The organism is Alkalihalobacterium alkalinitrilicum, from assembly GCF_002019605.1.
GTDB lineage: Bacteria > Bacillota > Bacilli > Bacillales > Bacillaceae_F > Alkalihalobacterium > Alkalihalobacterium alkalinitrilicum.
The window spans coordinates 1072327-1093555 of record NZ_KV917368.1 but is presented as its reverse complement, the minus strand read 5'-3'; the positions used below and the strand labels follow the sequence as shown (position 1 = coordinate 1093555).

Below are 21229 nucleotides of genomic sequence, written 5' to 3'. Positions count from 1 at the left end.
TGTTGTATAGCATTTATGTTTAGCATATTCAACGAAAAAGGATAAAAAACCTAGAACTCATTATTTTTTGTTGTTATAAAAAAAGATGACTCTATCGTCAACGTGCGACTACTAAAGTCATCTTGCTTTTTATTTTTTTGCACTCTCAATTAACTCTTTAAGTTCAGGCGTAAATCCTTTGACAGCTTTATCACCAACAACTGTAACTGGTACCCCTAAAAAGCCAAACTTTTCGACTTCGATTTGGTACTCCCTACGCGTCATCACGTCTCTTACCTCAAATGGAACCCCTTCATCCTCTAACATTTGTTTCACAAAAGTGCATTCCACACACCCATCTGTTGAATAGACAATAACTGGTTTACTCATATAATTTCCCCTCCTTAAAATGACTTTTCAACTTAAAAATTAATATACCATAATTTTCAGAAGTTCCCTAACGAAAAGAAAGCATTGACAGTGATGTCGATGCCTCCAAAACGAGTTTTTCTGATGGACAATCTCATTTAATAGAATTTGATATTCTTCATCTAACCTGATTTTTAATGATGTTTAATTAGTTTTCTTTCAATTAATTCAACAAGTTGATACATGACCGTCGCTAATATAGCAATCACGAACAGACTCATTAAAACGAGTGTGAAGTTAAACACTTGGAACCCATATATAATCAAGTATCCTAATCCTTGTTTTGATACTAAAAACTCTCCGACCATCACCCCTACCCATGCTAGACCAACATTAACTTTTAATGTTGAAATGATCGTCGGAAATGAAGCGGGTAAGATGGCGGTTCGAAATATCTGCCTTTTATTTGCACCGAATGTTTGCATGACTTTTACGTAATTTTGGTCGACTTCTTTAAATGCTGTATAGACAACGATTGTTGTGATAATGAGTGAAATAAGTACCCCCATGGCTATGATTGAGGCAAAGCCAGGACCAAGACCAACGATTAATATCGGACCGAGTGCAATTTTTGGCATTGAATTTAATACAACCAAAAATGGGTCAACTACTCGTGAAACAAAAGGAGACCACCACAAAATGGCTGCAAGAAGCGTTCCAAAAAGAGTTCCTAATAAAAATCCTAATATCGTCTCAAATAAGGTAACAGATGTATGGAGAAACAAGCTTCCATCCGAGATCCTCGCTATCAACAAGTTCCATATTCTAGACGGCATACTAAAAAGTAATGGATCGATCCAGCGAAGTCTTGAAGCCAATTCCCACACAGTAAAAAATGCGACAACAATCGATAATTGACACAAAAAAACGTATAAACGTTCCTTCTTTTTCCGTTGTATATATTGGTCGTGTAACTTGCTTACATTAGGTTTCAAGGGTTTCCAACTCCTTCCATACCTCTTGAAAGAGTTCATTATATAGACTCTCATTTCTTACATGAAAAGGCAGTAATTGACGAAGTTCTTCTGGTACCTCAAAAATTTTATGGATTTTCCCTGGCTTTGCAGACAAAAGTACGATACGGTCACTCATTGAAATCGCTTCTCCGATATCATGGGTAACAAGGACCGCTGTTTTTTCTTGCTCTTTTAACGTTTCAAAAACTAGATCTTCTAATCGCAATTTCGTTTGATAATCTAGTGCTGAAAATGGCTCGTCTAATAGCATAACTTTAGGTTTGGTAGCGAGCATACGAACAAGTGCGACTCTCTGCCTCATACCACCTGAAAGCTGACTCGGATATTCCTTACGTTTGTCTTCTAAGCCCATTTGCTCCAACAGTGACAGAGCATAAGCTTTTGTTTGATTCGAGAGTTTACCCATAACCTTTAGACCGATCGTAATGTTTTCCTCAATCGATAGCCATGGAAATAAATAATCTTGCTGGAGCATATATCCAATGTTTGCTTGATGATCAGTGACAGATAACCCTTCAACTGAAACATCACCAGCTGTTGGTTTTAAAAGTCCTGCAATAATGGATAACAAAGTAGTTTTACCACAACCACTTGGTCCTATAATAGAAACAAACTCTCCTTTTTCAATTGAGAGGTTTATGTTTTCCAAAGCTGTTGTAGCACTCTCTTTTGATAAATACGTAAGGTCGATATGTTTTAACGTGACATAAGACATATAATATCCACCTCCACCTCTTTATTCATCTTGCATAAAACTCCGTATTACAGCTTCTAACCGTAATACGGAGTTGGCATGTCTATTGTAATACTCGATTAGCAATCGTTGTGTTGACTAACTCGCCATAGTTGACACGTTGTGGTAATTCTCCAGCATTATCCATAATATCTTGTAAGTTATTCCAGGCTTCTTCACTAAGAAGAGGTGTGGGTGCATAAGAGCCTTGCGACTTATAACGGTCAATTACTTGCTCAATAATGTCAAGCGTCGTATCATCAAAATACGGCATAATAGCTTCTGCTACCTCTTCAATCGGTTGATTTTGTACCCACTGCTGGCCACGGTAAAGTGCCCTTGTAAATTGTTCAATTGTCTCTTCATTTTTGTTAATAAAGCTTTTCTTAGCCATAAATACGGTATAAGGTACAGTGCCTGATTCTGAACCAAACGAACGAACAACATGACCAATTCCTTCTTGTTCAAACATCGTCGCTTGCGGTTCGAATAATTGAACGAAGTCGCCTGTTCCAGAAGCAAAAGCACTTGGAATATTTCCAAAATCAATGTTTTGGATTAAATTTAAATCACGATGTGGATCAATTCCATTCAATTTCAACACATGCTCCCCAACCATTTGCGGCATTCCGCCTCGGCGTTGACCTAAGAATGTACTTCCTTTCAAATCATCCCATTCGAAATTTTCCATTTTTTCACGAGACACTAAAAAAGTACCATCCGTAGCGGTTAACTTAGCAAAGTTGATCGCAGGATCATCCGCTTGTTGAGCATAAACATAGATTGATGTTTCGGCACCGACAAGCGCAATATCAGCACCTCCAGATAATAAAGTTGTCATCGTATTGTCACCACCCCACGTCGTTGTAAGGTCTATGTCAATTCCTTCTTCCTCAAAAAATCCATTAGATATTGCCGCATACAAAGGGGCATAAAATATGGACCGCGTTACTTCAGCAACCTTAACTTTCTCATTGTTACTAGATGAACAACCAATAAATAAAGATGCAATAAGGAGACTAAATAATAATGATGCAAATATTTTTTTCATTTGTACCACACTTTCGTTCGAAGTTTTTTTGATAGTCTATGCAAAATGCCATCCATGTGTGTTTACCTAAATAATTAGGATGCCTTCTCATCACTTTCCATTTCCATAAAGTGAAACTTCCATCAGTGAGGGGGTTTCCTCTTCCCCCACTGATGGTTAGTTGAGGCCCACACGATGTGTGTCACACAGACGTGGCGCATTTTGTCTGTGTTCTTTTAGTTTTACTGGTAGTTTATCCCCCACTTATTCTTCTTTGATTCCTCGAAGTCATAAAGTGGGGGTATTACTGCCAGTTGTTGCGGGATAAAAAATGAACTACGAAATGTAGTCCACTTAAATTTTTATACAAGAAATTCTGTACAAACGAAAACAAGACCTTATGCTTCAACGCATCAGGTCTTGTAATGATTTTCTTTATTTAAACGTTTACCACTTATGATTTCATGATCTCATTTATTAATACACATCACGTTGGTAACGTTTTTGTTTTTGCATATCATTTAAATAAGCTTCAGCTGAGTCGCGGTTCATTTTTCCTTCTTTTTCAACAATATCAATTAATGTATTGTGAACGTCTTTTGCCATATATTGTTTATCTCCACAAACATAGAAGTATGCACCATTTTCAAGCCATTCAAACACTTCTTTACTGTTTTCAAAAATTTTATGCTGAACATATACTTTTTGGTCTGAATCACGCGAGAAAGCTGCGTCTAACTTTGTTAATACTCCGTCTTGTTGATATTGTTTTAGCTCGTCTTCATATAAGAAATCTGTTGCTGAGTGCTGATCACCAAAAAATAACCATGATCTCCCTGCTCCACTGTTTACTGCGAGTTCCTGGATAAACGAACGGAATGGTGCAATACCAGTTCCTGGTCCAACCATAATAATATCTGTATCTTGAGAATCTGGTAGGTTAAAGTGTTTATTTTGTTGAATGAATACAGGAAGCGTATCACCTTGATTAAGACGTTCTGCACATAAAACTGAGCAAACGCCCTTTCGTTCACGTCCATGCGCATTGTAACGTACAGCACCGATCGTTAGATGAACTTCATCGGGATTAGCGGCAATGCTGCTTGCAATTGAATATAAACGTGGTGGCATTTTTCTTAATAAGGATACAATTTCTTCAGCTGATGCATTCCATGGACCAAAATCACGTAACAAGTCAAGGAAGTCGCGCCCTTCGATATAGGCTTTCATTTGTGTTACATTTTCAGGTAAAACGAGTTGTTGTAACTCCTCATTTTCCGTAAATTCTGCTGCTTGCTGTAAGACCTTTTTCGTCAACAATGTAATTTCATAATGTGTTGTTAACGCTTCTTTTAATGAAAGCGTATCGCCCTGCTTATTAACAGTTACAGGTACTTCTGGATTCCAGTTCATTTCCTCTATAAGAGTTGCTACAAGTTCTGGATCATTTTCGGGAATAATACCAAGGCAATCACCTGGTACATATGAAAGGTTTGATCCCTTTAACGAAAGCTCAATATGCCTTGTTTCTTTACTAGAGCCATCTCCATTTAGATTAATATTCTCAAGAACTTCCGCTTGATACGGATTCGTCCTTGAATAAATGGTTGGTACTTTTTTCTTTTCAGGTTTTTCTACAGTAATTTGCATACCATTCACCTCACAAAGTTGTATAAAACTTCTACACTACTTTTTGTAATTAATTTCGTCCACCCTTAAATTTTATCATTAAAATTTGATTTTTAAATACCTAAGAAGATGATATTCGCTATATTATTAGAAAAATTTATCCCCGTTTAATAAATGAACCTTCCATCAGTGAGGATTTTCCTTTTCCGCACTTGATGCGGGATTTAAAATATTTAGTGTCGAATGTGATTCTATACGATCTCAACTTATTTGTGATGATTTAAGCTTAGTTTTCGTAAAAACCTTCATTTTTATAAATAGGCGACAATTCAATAATCCTTTTTCTTAGTTAGTGGTTTTACCTCCTTTACTAATAAAAGTAAATATCCAACTAAAACGATTACGGATTACAATTAGAATAGCATAGGAAGAAAAAATTGGATGTGTTTTTTATCACAGATCTAGATAATAAATGTAGAAAATGCATTATTTTATAATTAATATCATAACCTTAACAGTTTTTAGTTTCGTTTTCACAAAAAGTAAATTAAATTTTTGCTTTCTACACATACTAAAGAAGCTTTGAACTAGATGATATGCATCCAAACAAAGCTCCTGATTTTTGGATTGTAGTGGTAACGTTAGAAGTGGAAATTAAATACAATCCTGATGATTTGCTGTTATATAATCTATTGCTCGCACTCCACTTTCATCTAGATAACCCATGTCACGCGTATGAATCCAGCCATCTTTAATCGTTTCCTTTGTTAATCATTTCTTTTAGGAAGAGTTACAAAAACCGAACCTGGCCCCACTGAGATACCTTTAGAATTCTCAGACCACATTTGTAATTCAACATAGTACTCTTTTTCTTCATACCACTTATTTTTGACAATCCCTTTTGTCACTACTGTATCTCCAGCATAATTAAATGATTTCATCCGAAACCCTTTTAAGCTCCTAATCGTACCAGATAGGCCGATGTATTCCCGTACAGTTCTTTCCCACATTCCTTGAAGGAAAAAATTATTTGCATACATCTCTTCTGCTCCTGTACTCTGTGCATACTCGGTATTATGATGGATGGAGTTAAAATCACGATTTGCACCAGCCTCCATTACAAGTCTGTAAACACTAATAGGGAAATCTATAGAAGGCACCTCATCACCTTCTGAGACATCATCCCAATAGCGTTGATTTAATCTTTTCATATTCTAATAACTCCTTTCAACTAGAGTTGGTTCTTTTATATTTTGAATTAAGATATTCTTTTTAACTGCTATGTGGATTATAGCTGTATGTCCCCATCCGAGTCTTTGCAACCACTTTACCACGTTGATTACGAATCTCTGATTCCCATACCATAAATGCCCCACGTCCAACCTTTGTTTCTTTCGGATCACAAGATAATAATACATATCCTATCTGACATAAATGGTCATCTACTAATATGGGTTGAAGATAATCTATTTCAAGATCTGTAGCGAAATAACCAGTTGTCGGAGGGGCTAGATTTGTTTTTACACCTGTAAGTGGACTATACGAAGGCTGTGCATCTCTTTCTGCACTTGTGAAAATTGTCTCTCCTGGTTGCCAGAGTGGCGGTATCGTCCAAGTAATAAGACTACTGTAAGGTGCAATAACATCAGAATATCCATGTTTTTTAGCAACATTTTTATCATAATGAAGGGGACAATCGAATTCGAGTGGTTCAAGAAAGCGTCGTATTGTTCCTCGTTCAACAGGGTCTGCCCCCAATGTCATCAAGACAAGTTTCCAATTAGTTCCCAATTAGTAACTCTCATGAACCACACAGTATTAAAATGAAAAATTCCAAACTATGATACTGAAAACAACTAAAAAAAGACAATAGGATGCCCGGGAGATGTTTTACATTTTTTTACATCACCCTAAGGCATCCTATTTTACTTCGTTAAATGCTATAATGCAGACTTCTGAACTAGCCCGTTTCTATTAGCTCGCAACCCCTTAGTACGTTTGAAACTTCTACCTGGTCTTATGGGAGTACGATTCCTTTTGATTTCGTCAAGCATTTGCTTATATAGCTTTTTACGTCGTCTTGGACTTTCCTCTAATATAATACGGACTAGATTAGCTTTCAGCTTACCGGTCAAAACGTTGGCGTTAGCTGTGTATTCATATTTTAGATCCTTTCCTTCTTGCTCTTTGGCAATCATTTCGTCAGCCTCTTGTTTAACTAGCGAAGCCATGTTTGCTAGAAACATGGTCGCATAAAAATCTTGTTCAACTGAAAGAGGAGTATCACCTGTAAACTTTTGAAGTTGAAGTTTATTTTTTAATTCATCATATTTTGTTTCAATTCTCCACCGCTTAAAATAGAGTGTTTTAAAATCCTGTATCCCAAATGTTTCATCTTCTATATTTGTGATGAGCAACTCATCTTCACCCGATGGCAGTGTAAACCGTATAGCCCTTAAGCGCATCACGCTCCCTTTTCTTTTAAGCTCAATTATTTGGTCAGGCACCGAAGATTTAATACTAGATTTATAATAATTGACAGGTGTTCTAATCATAAATTTTACATTTAATTCTATTAGATAAGCGAAAAAATCTAATGATGGATATCCTCGATCAAAAAGAAAAAGGTCGTTATTGTTCAAGTGATCTTTAAAGCTGTTCATCAGTTTGATAGCGACAGACCGTTCTCCATCTGTACATTTTGTAATCAAAGCCTTTACAATTAGATTATTTTCGGTATCATAGATACAGGATGCCATTGCGCGAGCCAGTTCTAAAGAACTGCCTTTCGAAACGCCAAAGGCATCCCTTAATCTTATGGAATTATTTATTTCCAAGATGGATGCATCGATAGCGAAAATACGAAACCCCATAAATTTTTTATAAGGATTTTCCTTGTAGTACCAATCCACAATGGTATCAAATAATTTTATAAATGCTTCCGGTTTAATCTTCTTTCTAGCCTCAGAAAACGCCTGTTTACTAATACTTTCCGTCCTATTTCCAAGAAGCTTAAAATAGTCATCCAGCTCAATCTGAAAGCTTTTTTTCACGAAATTGAGCATAAAAAGAATAGTACTAATAAAATTTAATTTGTTTCTCCCTTCACGAGTAAAATAGGTTGGTTTGGAACGTGATTCACACTTAAAAACATAGTCATGTAGGACGTTCTGGGTTACCTCTACAGCTTCTAAAAACAGGCTTTTTGCCACAAAAAATCACCACTTCATCGTTGATATACCAAAAAATGGTATTCAGGTCGATTATTGTGGTGATTTTGAAAAGTCAAGTGGTTTTTCGTGCTGTTAATAATATTTTTATGACAATCTTATCCATTTACATATTTTGTAATCTTAAGTTGATGACATTGGGTCTGCCCCCCAATGCTCTTTTCCATCACTAAAATCTTTACCTATTGCCTCTATCATTGGTTGCCATGCTTTTTTCCAATCTTCCTCCATCCATATTCTCCTTTCACTTTTCATAATATTCAAAAAAATCTAGTCAAACTACTTTTGTTTAAATGTACTTATGATCATTGTACTAGTAATATACAATACAAACTATAAATTTAGAAAGTTATTTATACGATTGGTTAAAAAGAGGTAATGTCCGCCCACTTGGGTGATCTTGAAATACAACTTCAACCGCCTGCTCCCTTCCTCTTCTCTATTCTCGCAATACATACCTAAATCATACAACTCCTTTATACCTCAAACTGTCTCTATTATTTACGAAATTCAGATTTTGATTCATCATTCATCAAAGTTGGTACCAATCTTGCAATATATTTTATAGAACTACAAAATTAGAACGGAAATTACATTGTTCACAAACTATAAAAAGTTTGTAAAATAGCGCTGAAATGACACGAAAAATGGACTCTTACAACAATTACCTCTATTACGAAAAGTAATTAAGGATAGGTCTTCTGTTTAAAGGTGGCTGAAAAAATGATTAGTTGTCCGAGGAAAGTGTTTGATATTCAGACATACAGTATTACGAATGTTGTTGATTTGCAACCACTTTACCATGATTGATGTCATTGAGTATTTAAGCTGAACAACCGTTCTTTCCTTAATCAACAAAATTTAGAAAAGGAGGATCGAAATTTTAATAGCTTTTTACTTTGAAATACAAAAAACATAAACTTGATGACCAAGGGGGATTTTTTTTATGAATAATAATGTAAAAACGTTATTTTATATTGCACTTTTTACTATGATCATTATGTTAGCTGCCTGTGGAGGGTCTTCAACCGAAACTGTAGAAGAAACGAATAATGACTCACAAGATCAAAATGAAACGGCCACTTCTGATGAAACATATACGATTAAAATACCTGAACGTGTCATAGAAGGTCACTATGTAGCCGATGGCTTACAAAAGTTTAAAGAATTAGTTGAAGAAAAAAGTGATGGAAGAATTCAAGTCGATTTGTATCTAGGTGGTACGCTTTCTTCGTCAAATGAAGAAGATTGGCAGCTACTAATGGATGGGGCAGTTGAAACTATTATTGCGACATCATTAAATGCCGCACAAGCAATCGACACCTTCAACGTTTTTGAATACCCATTCCTTTTTGAAAATCGAGATAACCTATATGAATTTATTGATGGGCCTTTCGGAGATCAACTTAGTGAAGAGTTAGAGGCATACATTGGAGGAAAAGTTCTAGGTTTTTATGATATTGGAGCGAACGTATTCATGAGTAACAAAACAATTGAAGAGCCAAATGACCTTAGCGGATTAAGACTAAGAACGTCAGAAACAAGAATCATTATGGATACAGTTCAAGCAATGGGTGGTAACCCTACTCCTATTGCATTTTCAGAATTATATACATCATTACAACAAGGTCAAGTTGATGGATTAGCAACAACATTACCACTTATGTACGATTCGCAATTTTACGAAGTAGTCAAACAGTTAACGGTCACTGAACACAGTTACGTTCCTGTCACGCTTATCGTGAACAACGATTTCTTTGAGAGTCTTCCTGCAGATTTACAAGATGTTATTGTGGAAGCAGGAAATGAATTAACGGAATTTGGAAGAGAATATATTCAAGAAGTTGAAGTCAACGCTGTCAACAATCTTAAAGAAGCGGGAGTTGAAATCACTGAACTCTCACCAGAACAATTTGAAAAATTTAGAGAAGCCGTTCAACCAGCTATTGAAAAGAATATCCATTTAATTGGTGAAGAAACTTATCAACAAGTAATAGAAATATTGCAATAAAACCACAGCATACCAAGTTCTGCTGCAGTATATTCGGCTGAAACGAAGCGAAGCAATCACTATATGAAAAGGCATTGACTACAATCGTGGTCGATGCCTCTTTTTTAAGCAGATTGGTGTACAAGCTCGTAACTCTCGAAAATATCGTCTAAAGTCTATTAACCTTTTTTCGCGTCTTTTATACCTTCCATCGATTGGGCAGAGTAAGTTTTTACGCCTGTAGAATTCGATTGTGCTACTTCGTACATCGCTTGCGCTACCGTTTTTCCTTCAATTGCTAAGCGGCTTTTCCATGGACCTTTAAACAAAACAGACAACCCACGGAAAACTTTCCCAGCGATATTCTCCGCCATTCTAAACTCTTTACGATTTCCAAGTAAAAGTGATGGGCGAAAAATGGAGATCTTTTCAAATGGAATTTTTTTTAATTCCTCTTCTAGAATTCCTTTTATTTTCGAATACCATAGAGCTGATTTCGGATTTGCATTCATTGAACTAACGAGGAGGAAATGGTTGACCTGTTGTTCTTTCGCTAATTTGGCGATTGCTAATGGATATTCCACGTCAACTTTGTACATCGCTTCTTTTGATTTGGCTTTTTTAATCGTTGTCCCTAAGCAGCAAAACACATCATCAACCTCAAAGTAGCTTTCAATCTCTTCCAGTTTATCAAAATTGCAAACGACTTCTTTAAGCTTTGGATGTTCTATTTCAAGAGGTTTTCTCACAATCGCAATTACCCTCTCATATTCATTTCCATTTAACAAAAAATGAAGCAACTCATTCCCTACTAAACCAGTTGCACCTGCGATTAATGCTGATTTTCCTTTCATAGACCATTCCACCTTTAATATAAAACTCTATTGCTCTTTCTACTATACATGATTTGTATGAACTTAAAATGAATTAGAATATGCGTATCTGAATTTTTATCATATATGTAATAAGCTGGCCCAGGATTCCTCGAAGTCTGAAAAGTGGGGGTATTACTTTCAGTTGATGCTGAATAAATAAACGAGCTAAGTTATGTAAATTGTTGAATGTACTTCAAAATTTTATTCTAATTAAAAGAAGCTGACTCAAAACCATGAGCCAGCTTTTGCGTTATTATAAATGAACAGTAACCTCTGATTCTTCACGAAGTTTTCCAACGATTACCTGTGCTGCTTCAGATACTTTTTGAGTTTTTACTTGCTCTTTAATATCGGATTTAATTTCATCAAAAGTTGGAATTTCTGCGTCTTCATCACCCATTTGACCAATTTGAGCTAAAATCTGATCATAGTATTCTTTCAACTCGTCCTCAGTAGGCTCAATGCCTCCAGATTCACTAATAATCAGTTTATCTATTTTTACTTGCATTGCCAGCTCAGACCTTACTTCTTCTTCGTCTAAACCTTGTTCATGCATAGCAGTCAAGAACTCTTCTTGTGATTCAAGCCCATATTGTGCCACTAATTCATCAAGCGATTGAGAGATTTCTTCATCTGAAGCTTCCAAACCAGCTTTTCCTGCTTCTTGAATGAGTAGTTCTTGTCCAATCATACTTTCTATGATCTGAGTTTTTAGTTGTTCTTGATCAACTTCTTCCCCATACATTTGCGCTTCCATTGCGATTTGCGTAAAGTAACCTAAATACGTCGTTTTAAATTCTTCTTTCAAAATCTCTTTACCATTAACCATTGCAACTACATCAGGAATACCTTCCAAGTCTGGCTCGGGCATTGGCGGTAGCTCAGCACTATCTCCAGCAACTGGAGTAGCCTCTTCCTGAAGATCATTATTTTCTGCGGCATCATCTGCATTTCCGCATGCAGCAAATACTGTAATAAATCCTGCAAGTAGTAAACTTAGTATCCATTTTTTTCTCATATCATTCTCCTTTTCGGTTCATTTTGATGGTCATTGTAACATATTCTTTCGTTTCATACATCTCTATCAAAGTACGAAGAGAACAACATTTATAGAATTTAAATAAAAATCATATAGGAGAAGTCTGTTATAGCAACAATTCAGGCTTGTTTGATTTAAATTGTGTAAAAGTAACCAAATTAAAAAAATCTAAGCGCATCGGTTTTCAATCGCCTAGATTATCCAAAACACAAAATGGCTTCCCTCGCTTCGAACATGGGGTAGATTTCTCATAGGTTATTACTAAAAACCTACTTTTTCCCTTTACCTCTCAGACAACAGTTCATATAATAAAATTACTTCTATTACCCACCCTATATTACAACAAATTCTTTACTTCGAAAAAGCACAGGATAATCAGCTTGTTCTTAATACTTTTTATCCGTAAAAACCCATCTTGTCTTCTCTTCTTCTTGTCCTTTATGAACAATCCGTTTAATTAGACCAGTGTCTTCGACATCTTTTAGAAGTTGTTTGACCGTGTCCATATCGACCTTATTTGCGAACACCTTCTCGGCCAGTTCTTCGGTGGTCGGTCCAGCCTTGGAACTGTTTTTCCTTATGTATACTAATAGTTTGACACGTTTTTTCTGCCGCGCCTCTTCCTTATATTTTCCATTGAATAATTTTTTAAGTGGATCACTAACTAAGATCCCAAGAATAAGCCCGAATACGACTAAAAATAAATCATATAAAATAACATCCACAAACGTACACCTCTTTAAAAATTTCCCCTTTTATTTAAGTAAATCTCATTATCGCATTCCTGTTAAGTTTTGACTACGATACTAAGGAGAATACAGCTAGTAATTCACATCAAACAGTGTATTATTTTTCGGACCCTTGGTAATAGAAGTATTATTAAATAATTAAAGGCTGACTCATATCTTTAAGTCAGCCCTGTTTTTATTATAACCCTAGTGAGATATACTTTACTTCCAAATACTCTTCAAGCCCGTAATGGCCCCCTTCACGTCCAATACCACTTTGTTTAAATCCGCCAAATGGAGCTTGAGGAGTAGATGGTAGTCCATCATTTAATCCAATAATTCCATATTCAAGTGCTTCAGTAATACGTATTCCACGAGAAATATTTTCAGTAAATACATAAGCTGCAAGTCCAAAGATGGAATTATTTGCACGCTTTATAACTTCTTCTTCAGATTTAAAAGATGTTACAGGTGCTAATGGCCCAAATGTTTCTTCACACATACACAACATATCATCATCAATGTTCGATAATACAGTCGGTTCAAAATATAATCCGTCTTTTATCTTCCCACCAATTTCAATTTTTGCCCCTAATTTGACTGCGTCTTCAATATGATTTTGTACTTTTTCAACTGCGTTTTGTTCTATAAGAGGACCGATATCTACACCTTCATCAAATCCATTGCCTACTTTTAGTTCCTTTACTTTCGGAATAAGCTTTTCAAGAAACGTCTCATAAATTGATTCATGAACGTAAACGCGATTTAAACAGATGCATGTTTGACCAGCATTACGAAATTTTGCTTCAATGACGCCTTTTACTGTTTTATCAAGATCTGCATCATCCAGGACGATGACAGGAGCATGACCACCAAGCTCTAGAGATACCTTTTTAACCGTATCAGCAGCGCCTCGCATTAATAATTTTCCAACTTCAGTAGAGCCAGTGAATGTTAACTTACGAACACGGTCATCTTCTAACCAAACCTTACCAATAGCTTTGGGGTCACCAGTTACTACATTGATCACCCCTTTTGGTATACCTGCTTTATCGGCAAGCTCTGCCATTTTGATCGCGGTTATTGGAGTTTGTTCAGCTGGTTTGACAACAACTGTACACCCTGCAGCTAGAGCTGGCGCTACTTTACGGGTGATCATTGCCGCTGGAAAGTTCCATGGTGTAATAGCTGCAACAACACCAACTGGTTGCTTCTGCACAAAAAGACGCTTGTTTCGTTGGGTCGCTGGGATCGTTTCTCCATATATTCTCTTGGCCTCTTCTGCATACCACGAGAGGAAACCATTTGCATAAGTCATTTCACCCAGTGCTTCTTTTAATGGCTTTCCTTGTTCAGCAGTCATCATTTTTGCTATTTCTTCTTTATTTTCGTTAATCAGGTCGTACCATTTTCGAATAAGTTCGGCCCGTTCGTAAGCTGAATATTTGGACCACTCATGAAATGCATCATAGGCTGCATCTACAGCTTGCTTTGCTTCATTTGCACCACCTTTAGGAACAGTGGCAATAATTTCATTTGTTGCAGGATTGGAAACTTCTATTTTTTCAAAGTTTTCTCCCAACCATTGACCATTGATGTATATGGAATAATGTTCCATTGGTGCAACACTCTCCTTGCATTAATTTATTTTTTTTCCACTTTTAGATCCTTCGTAAAGATTTCCTCATTCTCTCCAACAAAGAATTGCTTACCATAAATGAGTAAAGTTAAGAGAATACCGACAGCGAATCCCCATGCTGCTCCTTTGGTTGCTAATACTGCACCTGTTATCCCAGCAATCCCTAAATCGCGGGTACTTCGAGATTCCATTATTCCAACTCGGACGCTAACATAACCTTGGATTAGAAGTGTTAAAGCAAGAGCTATCCCAAGAATCGGTTGGACTAAACTGACAATAGGAAGAAGCAGTAAACCCGTATTCGTTCCCCAACGGAATGAACCCATACCACCAAAAATGGAATGCATTGCTTTTTTTCCTTCTTTAAATCGTTCAATGATAACAACTTGCATAGCGGCCCATAATGGACCTGCCATAACTGGATCGGGTCCAAAAATACTCATAAAAGCATTACGTCCACCAAAAAGTAAATGAGCACGGTTTGAATCATAATCAATTCTTTCATCTTTTCGATATTCTTGCGCCTCTTCAACGAGTGCCTTTGTTTGAATAACGTCACCAAATAAAACGATATAGGTTGCCAAAACAGTAGGGATCGATGCAATAAACATCATCAAAGGGGGCATCCCAAGTCCAAATACCGTATATTCCTTATAAAGTGTTATAAAATCTGGATTACTAAATCCCCATTCAATTTGCGGCCAAGGCGCTTCACCAAACATCGGGCCAATAATAACAGCTAAGATAATAATTGGAAATATACCTAACTTTGAGATTAAGAACCATGTCCTGTTTTTCGACTTTAGTTTGTAGAAATGTCTGGAAAAAATAATGTAAAAAGCAATACCGACAGCAATTGAAATCGTCCATGGAAATGACTCAAAACGTCCGCCAACTTGGAATATCGAAATTACTGCGGCAAACCCTGCACCTAAAATAACCCCAGATTTAATTGCAGGAGGAACAAACGTTACGACTCTTTTCGCCAAGCCCGTTGCACCTAGTATAATTGAGAGTATTCCTAAAGTTAGCTGCAGTGCTACCAGGGCATAGACACGATCAGGACCCTCTGGAAACGTTAAAACATATATCGTAATTAATGGAATTGCTGGTGTAATCCAACCAGGCACAACAGGATCGCCAAGAAGATGATGGATTAAATAGAGTATCCCATTTAAGATTACGACAGCTAGGGCTACTTCAAATGGCATCCCTAATAGCTCGATCATTATTGGAATCGCTGCCAAATCAACAGCACACATTAATAACCCTTGTAAATAATCTGGCCATTCAAATCTATAATGTAAAAAAGGTAATCTTACTTTAAAAGGACCAAATGGAAGATATGGTTGTTCTTCACCATCCTTACGATTTTTCCACATATATTTCCCTCCTTAATCAATTGGAAAAGAATAAGCATTAGCGTAAGAGAAGAGATTGCGTTAGTAAGCCGCTCTATAAATCTGTTCTATTTCATCAACAGAGAAAACTCTCGGATTATTTTTTAAAAGACGGTCAATTTTACTCGCATCTTCTGCCATAGAAGGAATTGCTTCTTCTGGAATATTAAACGAACGCATTCCTTTTGGGATATCAACTTCATCACATAATCGGCGCATCGCTTCAACTGCACGGTCTGCTGCTTCAAAATCTGTTAGTCCCGTAACTTTTTCTCCTAATGCTTCTGCAATGTCACGGAATCGTTCAACGGTACTTATTTTATTCCACTCCATCACATAGGGCAGTAATAGGGCATTACTAATACCGTGAGCAATATTGAAGCGTCCACCAAGTGGATATGCCAGGGCATGAACCGCTGCTACACCCGCATTTCCGAAAGCCATTCCAGCCATCAAGCTGCCAGTTGCCATATACTCTCGAGCTTTCAAATGATTCGGATTGGCATAAGCTTTCGGGAGGTTTTTCGCTATTAATTTCATTGCCCCTAATGCAAGCGCATCAGTTATTGGGGATGCGTTCACTGAAATGTACGCTTCGATTGCATGCACTAGTGCATCAATACCGCTTGCGGCAGTAACTGACTTGGGCATTGTGAGTGTCATTTCTGGAGCTACAATCGCTACATCTGGAAGAATATAATCACTAACAATTCCTTTTTTTAACTGTTCCTCTTTATCTGAAAGAATTGCGATGTTCGTTACTTCAGATCCTGTACCTGCTGTTGTCGGGATCGCGATGATTGGAATCCCTTTTTCTAGCACTAAATCTGTACCGAATAATTCATTAATACGACCTTTATGTGAGGCAAAAGCTGAAACACTTTTAGCAATATCAATTGCACTTCCACCTCCTACCGCAATGAGTCCATCGTGTTGTCCATCGTGAAATGTCGATGTACATTCTTCAACTAGAGCAATCTCAGGTTCAGGTTTAACCCCTGTATAAATGCCCACGGAAATATCTTTTAAAATCGATTGAACTTGATCAACTACACCAATTTTTTGAAGTATTTCATCAGTAACAATTAAAGGATTCTTCATATTCAAACATTTCGCTTCACCATACAGTTGTTTGGTTGCTCCCTCCCCAGTAATTAATTTGTTTGCAATTTTAAATGTTGCTATGTTCATCGATATTTCTCCTTCTTCTTGATAATTTTAACTCGAACACACATTCTTACTTTCTGAGTCAGAGTTTTCAGCTATTCAAGCAATTTAATCATTATAATTTGTACATCTAAACCATATTTTTTGTTAAAACGGTCAAATAATACTAAAAAATGGGGAAATATTAGTGCATTAATTGCAACTTAGAGGATTGTATCTTTTATGGCTACAAGAGTTTTTGTAGATCAAGTGAACTAAGAGCAGTGGATGTAAGTTTCAACGTTTGTGTTTAACGATAGATTTTTTACTATGTGTACCTTATGGCTAGCAAAAGCATATAAGTTTATTAATAATTGGAAATTAATTTATAAATTTATATATTATTTGTAGTAAAAGTGCCAATTCGTTCTACCTTTTTATCTCATAAACTATTAATAATGCGTATTGAGGTGTAAAATTGTTGAACCGATCTCAAGTTTACCGATGTTGTATAATTGAAAATGAGGATAGACAAATCGTTAGGGTATGAAGCTTCACATAACATAGTCAAATCCGTGTTCACTACTTGCATAGAAACGCTGCTGTACTGATCCATCACACCCAGTGCAAAAAAAAACACGTACTCAAATACATGAGTACATGTTTAGCAATAATAGATAGTAAACACAAAAATTGTTACGCTAAATAGAAATTGTAACTTTATTTAAATTCTCTATAACTCTAATGCAGCTAGAAAATAATCATATAATATCACACAGGAACTCTTCTCCTATTGGATAGTCACTGTGTAGTTCCCCCTAATAACTCTCTAGTTCTCTCTAAAATCTCTTCATCTTTTAAGCGAAACTTGAATTCAACACGGCGTGACGCTTGGTTACTGTAGTTACCATTTTCATCGGTGCGGCCTACGGTATAGGACCTTCCATTAACTGTTAGTTTATTCTGTAAATGCTCTTGAATGTTTTTATATGGGAAATCTTCACTTAAGATATACTCTGCAACACTAAACGCTCTTTGTTGTGAAAGCTCTAAATTATACAAATAACTCCCGTGTCGGTCGGCGTGCCCTTCGATAATAATTTCAGAAATATAATCTTCATATCCACTGGCTAACAGCACATCTAAGTAAGCAGGAACAAACTCATCTAAAAAGGTAAATGCTTCAGGCTTTAGTACTGCTGCATCAAATTCAAATAATATATCCGTATTAAAAATGAGCGCACCCGTTTTCTCATCTATTTCAATATTGAGAGAAGAGTCACTAAATTCTTCATTTAAATCTTGGATTAAATTGACTCGTACTCCCATGATTTGATCAATGGTTCTCTTCATCTCTTCAATTTGGAACGACTTAATCACCATCATGATAATAAAAATAAGGATGAAACATAATAAAATCGCCGTGAGTAAATCCGTAAATGAGGGCCAAAAATGACCTTCCTCCTGTTCTCCTTTAAATAGTTTCTTATATTTATTAATCATTGCTTCCAACCCTTACTCGGTAATTTTGTTTATTCGCTTCTTGCGAGAAAGACTGAAGCTGACGATTTAATTGTTGAAATTCTTGGCTTAATTCATGAAGAGCTTGTTGCAATAGGCGGGAATTACGTTGATGCGTATCTTCTGTTATTTCGCCAATTTGTTTAAACTCTTTTTTAATTGCATCATTAATATCTACAACATAGTCATTGAAATTTCGGCTGACTTTTTCTAACTTATCACCTATTGATCCTTCTACATTAACGACATAGCGAGAAAGAGCATCCTTTAGAACAGTAACACTGGTATCGATCTGATTTTCTCTTTGTTTAAATGTCTCTGACATTTGTCCCAAGGTGCGGTTCATTTCATTCAATAATTGTTGGTTTTGCATATTCGTTTGCTCTGTTGAACGCGACATTTCGCTAACGTATTTTTCTAATGTTTGCGTATTTCCTGCATTGGCTTTAATATGATTGTGAAATTCATGATGAAATTGCTTTAATTCGTCAAATCGGTATGATAGAAGATTTTTATAATCACCTTGTGCCTTATTTATCGCATCTAACGCATTAGGAAGTCGTCCGATCGAATGACCAAGTGAATGAAACTCATTTCGTAACTGATTTAAGTTTGTGTGAATGCCTGATAGCTTCGAACTCACGTCTTGACCAAAAATTCGCTCAAACTGCTGATTATGATCTCTCATCGTGTTGACCAAAGTTTCACTCTGAACATTCATCCTTTCAAAAGCTGAATGGATCGCTTCCTGACGATCCGCAACTGAAGAAAAATAGTCCTTTAAATCAACAACTTGATTTTGAAATTGCGTCATTGTTTCCATTTGAGCCGTGGAGAGTTCATCAATTTTCTTATACGTCTCGGTAAATGCACTCGTCATCTTTTCATTTCGTTGATCCATTTTATAAAAGTAATTAAACAATTGATCAAAATTCTTATTGAGCTTTGTAACTCCTTTATCAAAGCCACTTGTTAACTCGCGCATTGAATTAAAAATGACAGCGAAATCCTTTAAGTTTTGTGTTAACCCTTCATTAAACTTTGCTAAATCTTTGGCCGATTGCTTCAATCCAGTCGTGTATTCTTGAAACCCTTGAAACGATTGGACAATATTTTGGAGTGACTCTTGATTCGTTTCACGAAGTTCTACGATGGAAGAATTAATCTTTTCTGATACATCAATCAGGCGTGACATCGGATCTTGTTCTTTTTCGTCTAATAAGGATTCCGTTTTTAGCATAATATCGGTTAATAAATATTCGGTATTCACTACACGCGTAACGACCGTCATTACTAGCGATAATCCCATCCCGACAATACTCGTATAGAACGCTACATCAATACCCGCTAGGACTAAGGCGACATTCTCGACGAGCTGATCCCCTGTAGCATCAATGCTTCCGAGTGACATTGCCAGTCCGATAAATGTCCCCAATACACCAATCAAAATAAAAACGGAGACCGTCATCTGAATCATTTTAATGAGATTAACCACTGGCACATTAAATACTCGCCAACTCGAGAATTTCTTTTGCACAAACGTCTCGACTTTCACCGCATCCTCATTATTCTTATGTTCAAACTCCTCTTGAAACCGATTTAGTGGCGTAATATCCAATGAATTCGTATCTTGAATAAAGTTACGAATTCTTCTTAATTTACTATAAAGGATAAAATGAAGCAGAACGGCGACAACAAATGTGAAAAACAACACCATGAAAATTAATTCAATCAATGGATTGGCTAAAATTGATTGAGCTTGCTGTTCGCTTACAAACAATTTTAGAATAGCTTCAACCATAATAAATCCCCCTATTAAAATAAATGAAATAAACAAGAAACTCTCTTTTCTTAATGAATTTTATTCCATTTTTCAATAATGAGCGCGCAAGTTCATCACACTCTTTAAACAGCCTTACTGTAAAGTTTCCGAGACCATTTCACTTGTCTCTAGTACCTTTGTTAATAGCTATTCAGTGGGTGGACAAATCATGCATGAAGGAAGGGTGAAGTTTAAGCGTTTGTTTAATTTTTTAAATTATTTCAATTCAAAATTGAATCCGAGCTTCAATGTTATGTCTCCGTCTCAAACTATTATTTAGACAACAAAAAAGAGCCGTTGACTCATTTGTCAACCACTCAGATTTTCTTCTATGGACATCTAATCAAACTCTACCCAGTGGAGAATGGATATTACACATCCAACTGGATTGCTATTAAAGTGGTACCCGACAAATGTCGAATAATACAGTGACGCACTTAACGATTTTTGAACAAAAAAAGACAGGTCTCCCTGCCATCTCACAATATTCTATGCTTTTATATACTCACATATATTTTCCTTCATTTATTGCTTAAAAACATGTTGTCCAATCCTAGTTGTCGTTTTCCTACTTTGCAACCAACTGGTCTTAATAATATTGTCATTGTAAAAATACAATGCACCATTCGCTTCATCTGTTCCTTTTATAGCTTCTTCCACAGCTTTCTTTGCCTTTTCAGTAGGTTTTTTATTAATTGTACCATTTTCAACTGGACAGAACTGATTTTCCTGGAAGACAACATCTTCTAATTCGTCAGGAAATTGCTCGTTTTCCATTCTATTCAAAACAACTTCTGCAACAGCAACTTTTCCTTCAAACGGTTCATTTTGTGCTTCTGCTGTTACCAGTCGTTCGAGAAGTTCCTTTTCTTCAACAGTTAGTGAAGCTCGTACTGCATGTACTTTCACTTCTTCACTCTCTTTTTCTATTGTATAAACGAGACGTTCCTCGTGTAACTTCGGCAATTGTTCTTCTGGTACTTCTGCTCCTGTTAATAACAACAATGTTGTAAGTAAATTAACCATTTGTATTCATCCTCCTTGTTATCAAAATATCCTATT

The 21229-nt window shown here is 36.3% G+C and carries 18 protein-coding genes; 1 reads left to right on the top strand and 17 read right to left on the bottom strand.

Annotated elements, in window-relative coordinates; all coding sequences use genetic code 11:
- Positions 1-129 precede the first annotated feature (129 nt).
- The 8 genes from BK574_RS05150 to BK574_RS05115 all read right to left on the bottom strand — a co-directional run bounded on the left by BK574_RS05150 (position 130) and on the right by BK574_RS05115 (position 7989).
- Positions 130-369, bottom strand: a complete 240-nt coding sequence (locus BK574_RS05150) for a glutaredoxin family protein (RefSeq protein ID WP_078427792.1) — start codon at positions 367-369, stop codon at positions 130-132.
- A gap of 173 nt (positions 370-542) precedes the next feature.
- A complete protein-coding gene (locus BK574_RS05145) occupies positions 543-1343 on the bottom strand; it encodes an ABC transporter permease (RefSeq protein ID WP_078427791.1) in 801 nt (266 codons plus the stop codon).
- Complete coding sequence (locus BK574_RS05140; protein WP_078427790.1) at positions 1333-2100, bottom strand: ABC transporter ATP-binding protein; 768 nt, start codon at positions 2098-2100, stop codon at positions 1333-1335. Before BK574_RS05140 ends, BK574_RS05145 begins: the two co-directional genes overlap by 11 nt.
- 82 nt (positions 2101-2182) lie before the next feature.
- Complete coding sequence (locus tag BK574_RS05135; protein ID WP_078427789.1) at positions 2183-3169, bottom strand: ABC transporter substrate-binding protein; 987 nt, start codon at positions 3167-3169, stop codon at positions 2183-2185.
- Between the two features lie 456 nt (positions 3170-3625).
- Positions 3626-4798: a sulfite reductase subunit alpha gene (locus BK574_RS05130; RefSeq protein WP_078427788.1), complete on the bottom strand. Its 1173-nt coding sequence runs from the start codon at positions 4796-4798 to the stop codon at positions 3626-3628.
- Between the two features lie 746 nt (positions 4799-5544).
- Positions 5545-5988, bottom strand: coding sequence for a hotdog family protein (locus BK574_RS05125; protein ID WP_078427787.1), 444 nt, complete (start codon positions 5986-5988; stop codon positions 5545-5547).
- Positions 5989-6049: 61 nt separating this feature from the next.
- Positions 6050-6568 carry an FAS1-like dehydratase domain-containing protein gene (locus tag BK574_RS05120; protein WP_078427786.1) on the bottom strand — a complete coding sequence of 173 codons (519 nt, stop codon included), beginning with the start codon at positions 6566-6568 and terminating at the stop codon, positions 6050-6052.
- A 149-nt stretch (positions 6569-6717) separates the two neighbouring features.
- On the bottom strand, positions 6718-7989 hold the full coding sequence (locus BK574_RS05115; protein WP_078427785.1) for an IS4 family transposase: 1272 nt from the start codon (positions 7987-7989) through the stop codon (positions 6718-6720).
- A gap of 964 nt (positions 7990-8953) precedes the next feature.
- Between BK574_RS05115 and BK574_RS05110 the strand changes: the two genes are divergently transcribed.
- Positions 8954-10018, top strand: coding sequence for a TRAP transporter substrate-binding protein (locus BK574_RS05110; RefSeq protein WP_075387085.1), 1065 nt, complete (start codon positions 8954-8956; stop codon positions 10016-10018).
- A gap of 158 nt (positions 10019-10176) precedes the next feature.
- On the opposite strand, the gene BK574_RS05105 is transcribed toward BK574_RS05110, so the two are convergent.
- From BK574_RS05105 to BK574_RS05065, 9 genes are all read right to left on the bottom strand, one after another.
- On the bottom strand, positions 10177-10851 hold the full coding sequence (locus tag BK574_RS05105) for an NAD(P)H-binding protein (RefSeq protein ID WP_078427784.1): 675 nt from the start codon (positions 10849-10851) through the stop codon (positions 10177-10179).
- A 274-nt stretch (positions 10852-11125) separates the two neighbouring features.
- Positions 11126-11890: a SurA N-terminal domain-containing protein gene (locus BK574_RS05100; RefSeq protein WP_078427783.1), complete on the bottom strand. Its 765-nt coding sequence runs from the start codon at positions 11888-11890 to the stop codon at positions 11126-11128.
- Between the two features lie 407 nt (positions 11891-12297).
- Positions 12298-12636: a hypothetical protein gene (locus tag BK574_RS05095; RefSeq protein ID WP_078427782.1), complete on the bottom strand. Its 339-nt coding sequence runs from the start codon at positions 12634-12636 to the stop codon at positions 12298-12300.
- 202 nt (positions 12637-12838) lie between these two features.
- Positions 12839-14257, bottom strand: a complete 1419-nt coding sequence (locus tag BK574_RS05090) for an NAD-dependent succinate-semialdehyde dehydrogenase (protein ID WP_078427781.1) — start codon at positions 14255-14257, stop codon at positions 12839-12841.
- A 26-nt stretch (positions 14258-14283) separates the two neighbouring features.
- Positions 14284-15660: a hypothetical protein gene (locus tag BK574_RS05085; protein WP_075387090.1), complete on the bottom strand. Its 1377-nt coding sequence runs from the start codon at positions 15658-15660 to the stop codon at positions 14284-14286.
- A 60-nt stretch (positions 15661-15720) separates the two neighbouring features.
- Positions 15721-16869, bottom strand: coding sequence for an iron-containing alcohol dehydrogenase (locus BK574_RS05080; RefSeq protein ID WP_078427780.1), 1149 nt, complete (start codon positions 16867-16869; stop codon positions 15721-15723).
- Positions 16870-17625: 756 nt separating this feature from the next.
- Positions 17626-18327 (bottom strand): OmpA family protein, encoded by a 702-nt coding sequence (locus BK574_RS05075; protein ID WP_078427779.1) that lies wholly within the window; start codon positions 18325-18327, stop codon positions 17626-17628.
- Positions 18320-20146 carry a MotA/TolQ/ExbB proton channel family protein gene (locus tag BK574_RS05070; protein ID WP_078427778.1) on the bottom strand — a complete coding sequence of 609 codons (1827 nt, stop codon included), beginning with the start codon at positions 20144-20146 and terminating at the stop codon, positions 18320-18322. The genes BK574_RS05075 and BK574_RS05070 overlap by 8 nt, the downstream gene beginning before the upstream one ends.
- A gap of 546 nt (positions 20147-20692) precedes the next feature.
- Positions 20693-21193 (bottom strand): cell wall hydrolase, encoded by a 501-nt coding sequence (locus tag BK574_RS05065; RefSeq protein ID WP_078427777.1) that lies wholly within the window; start codon positions 21191-21193, stop codon positions 20693-20695.
- Positions 21194-21229: the final 36 nt, after the last annotated feature.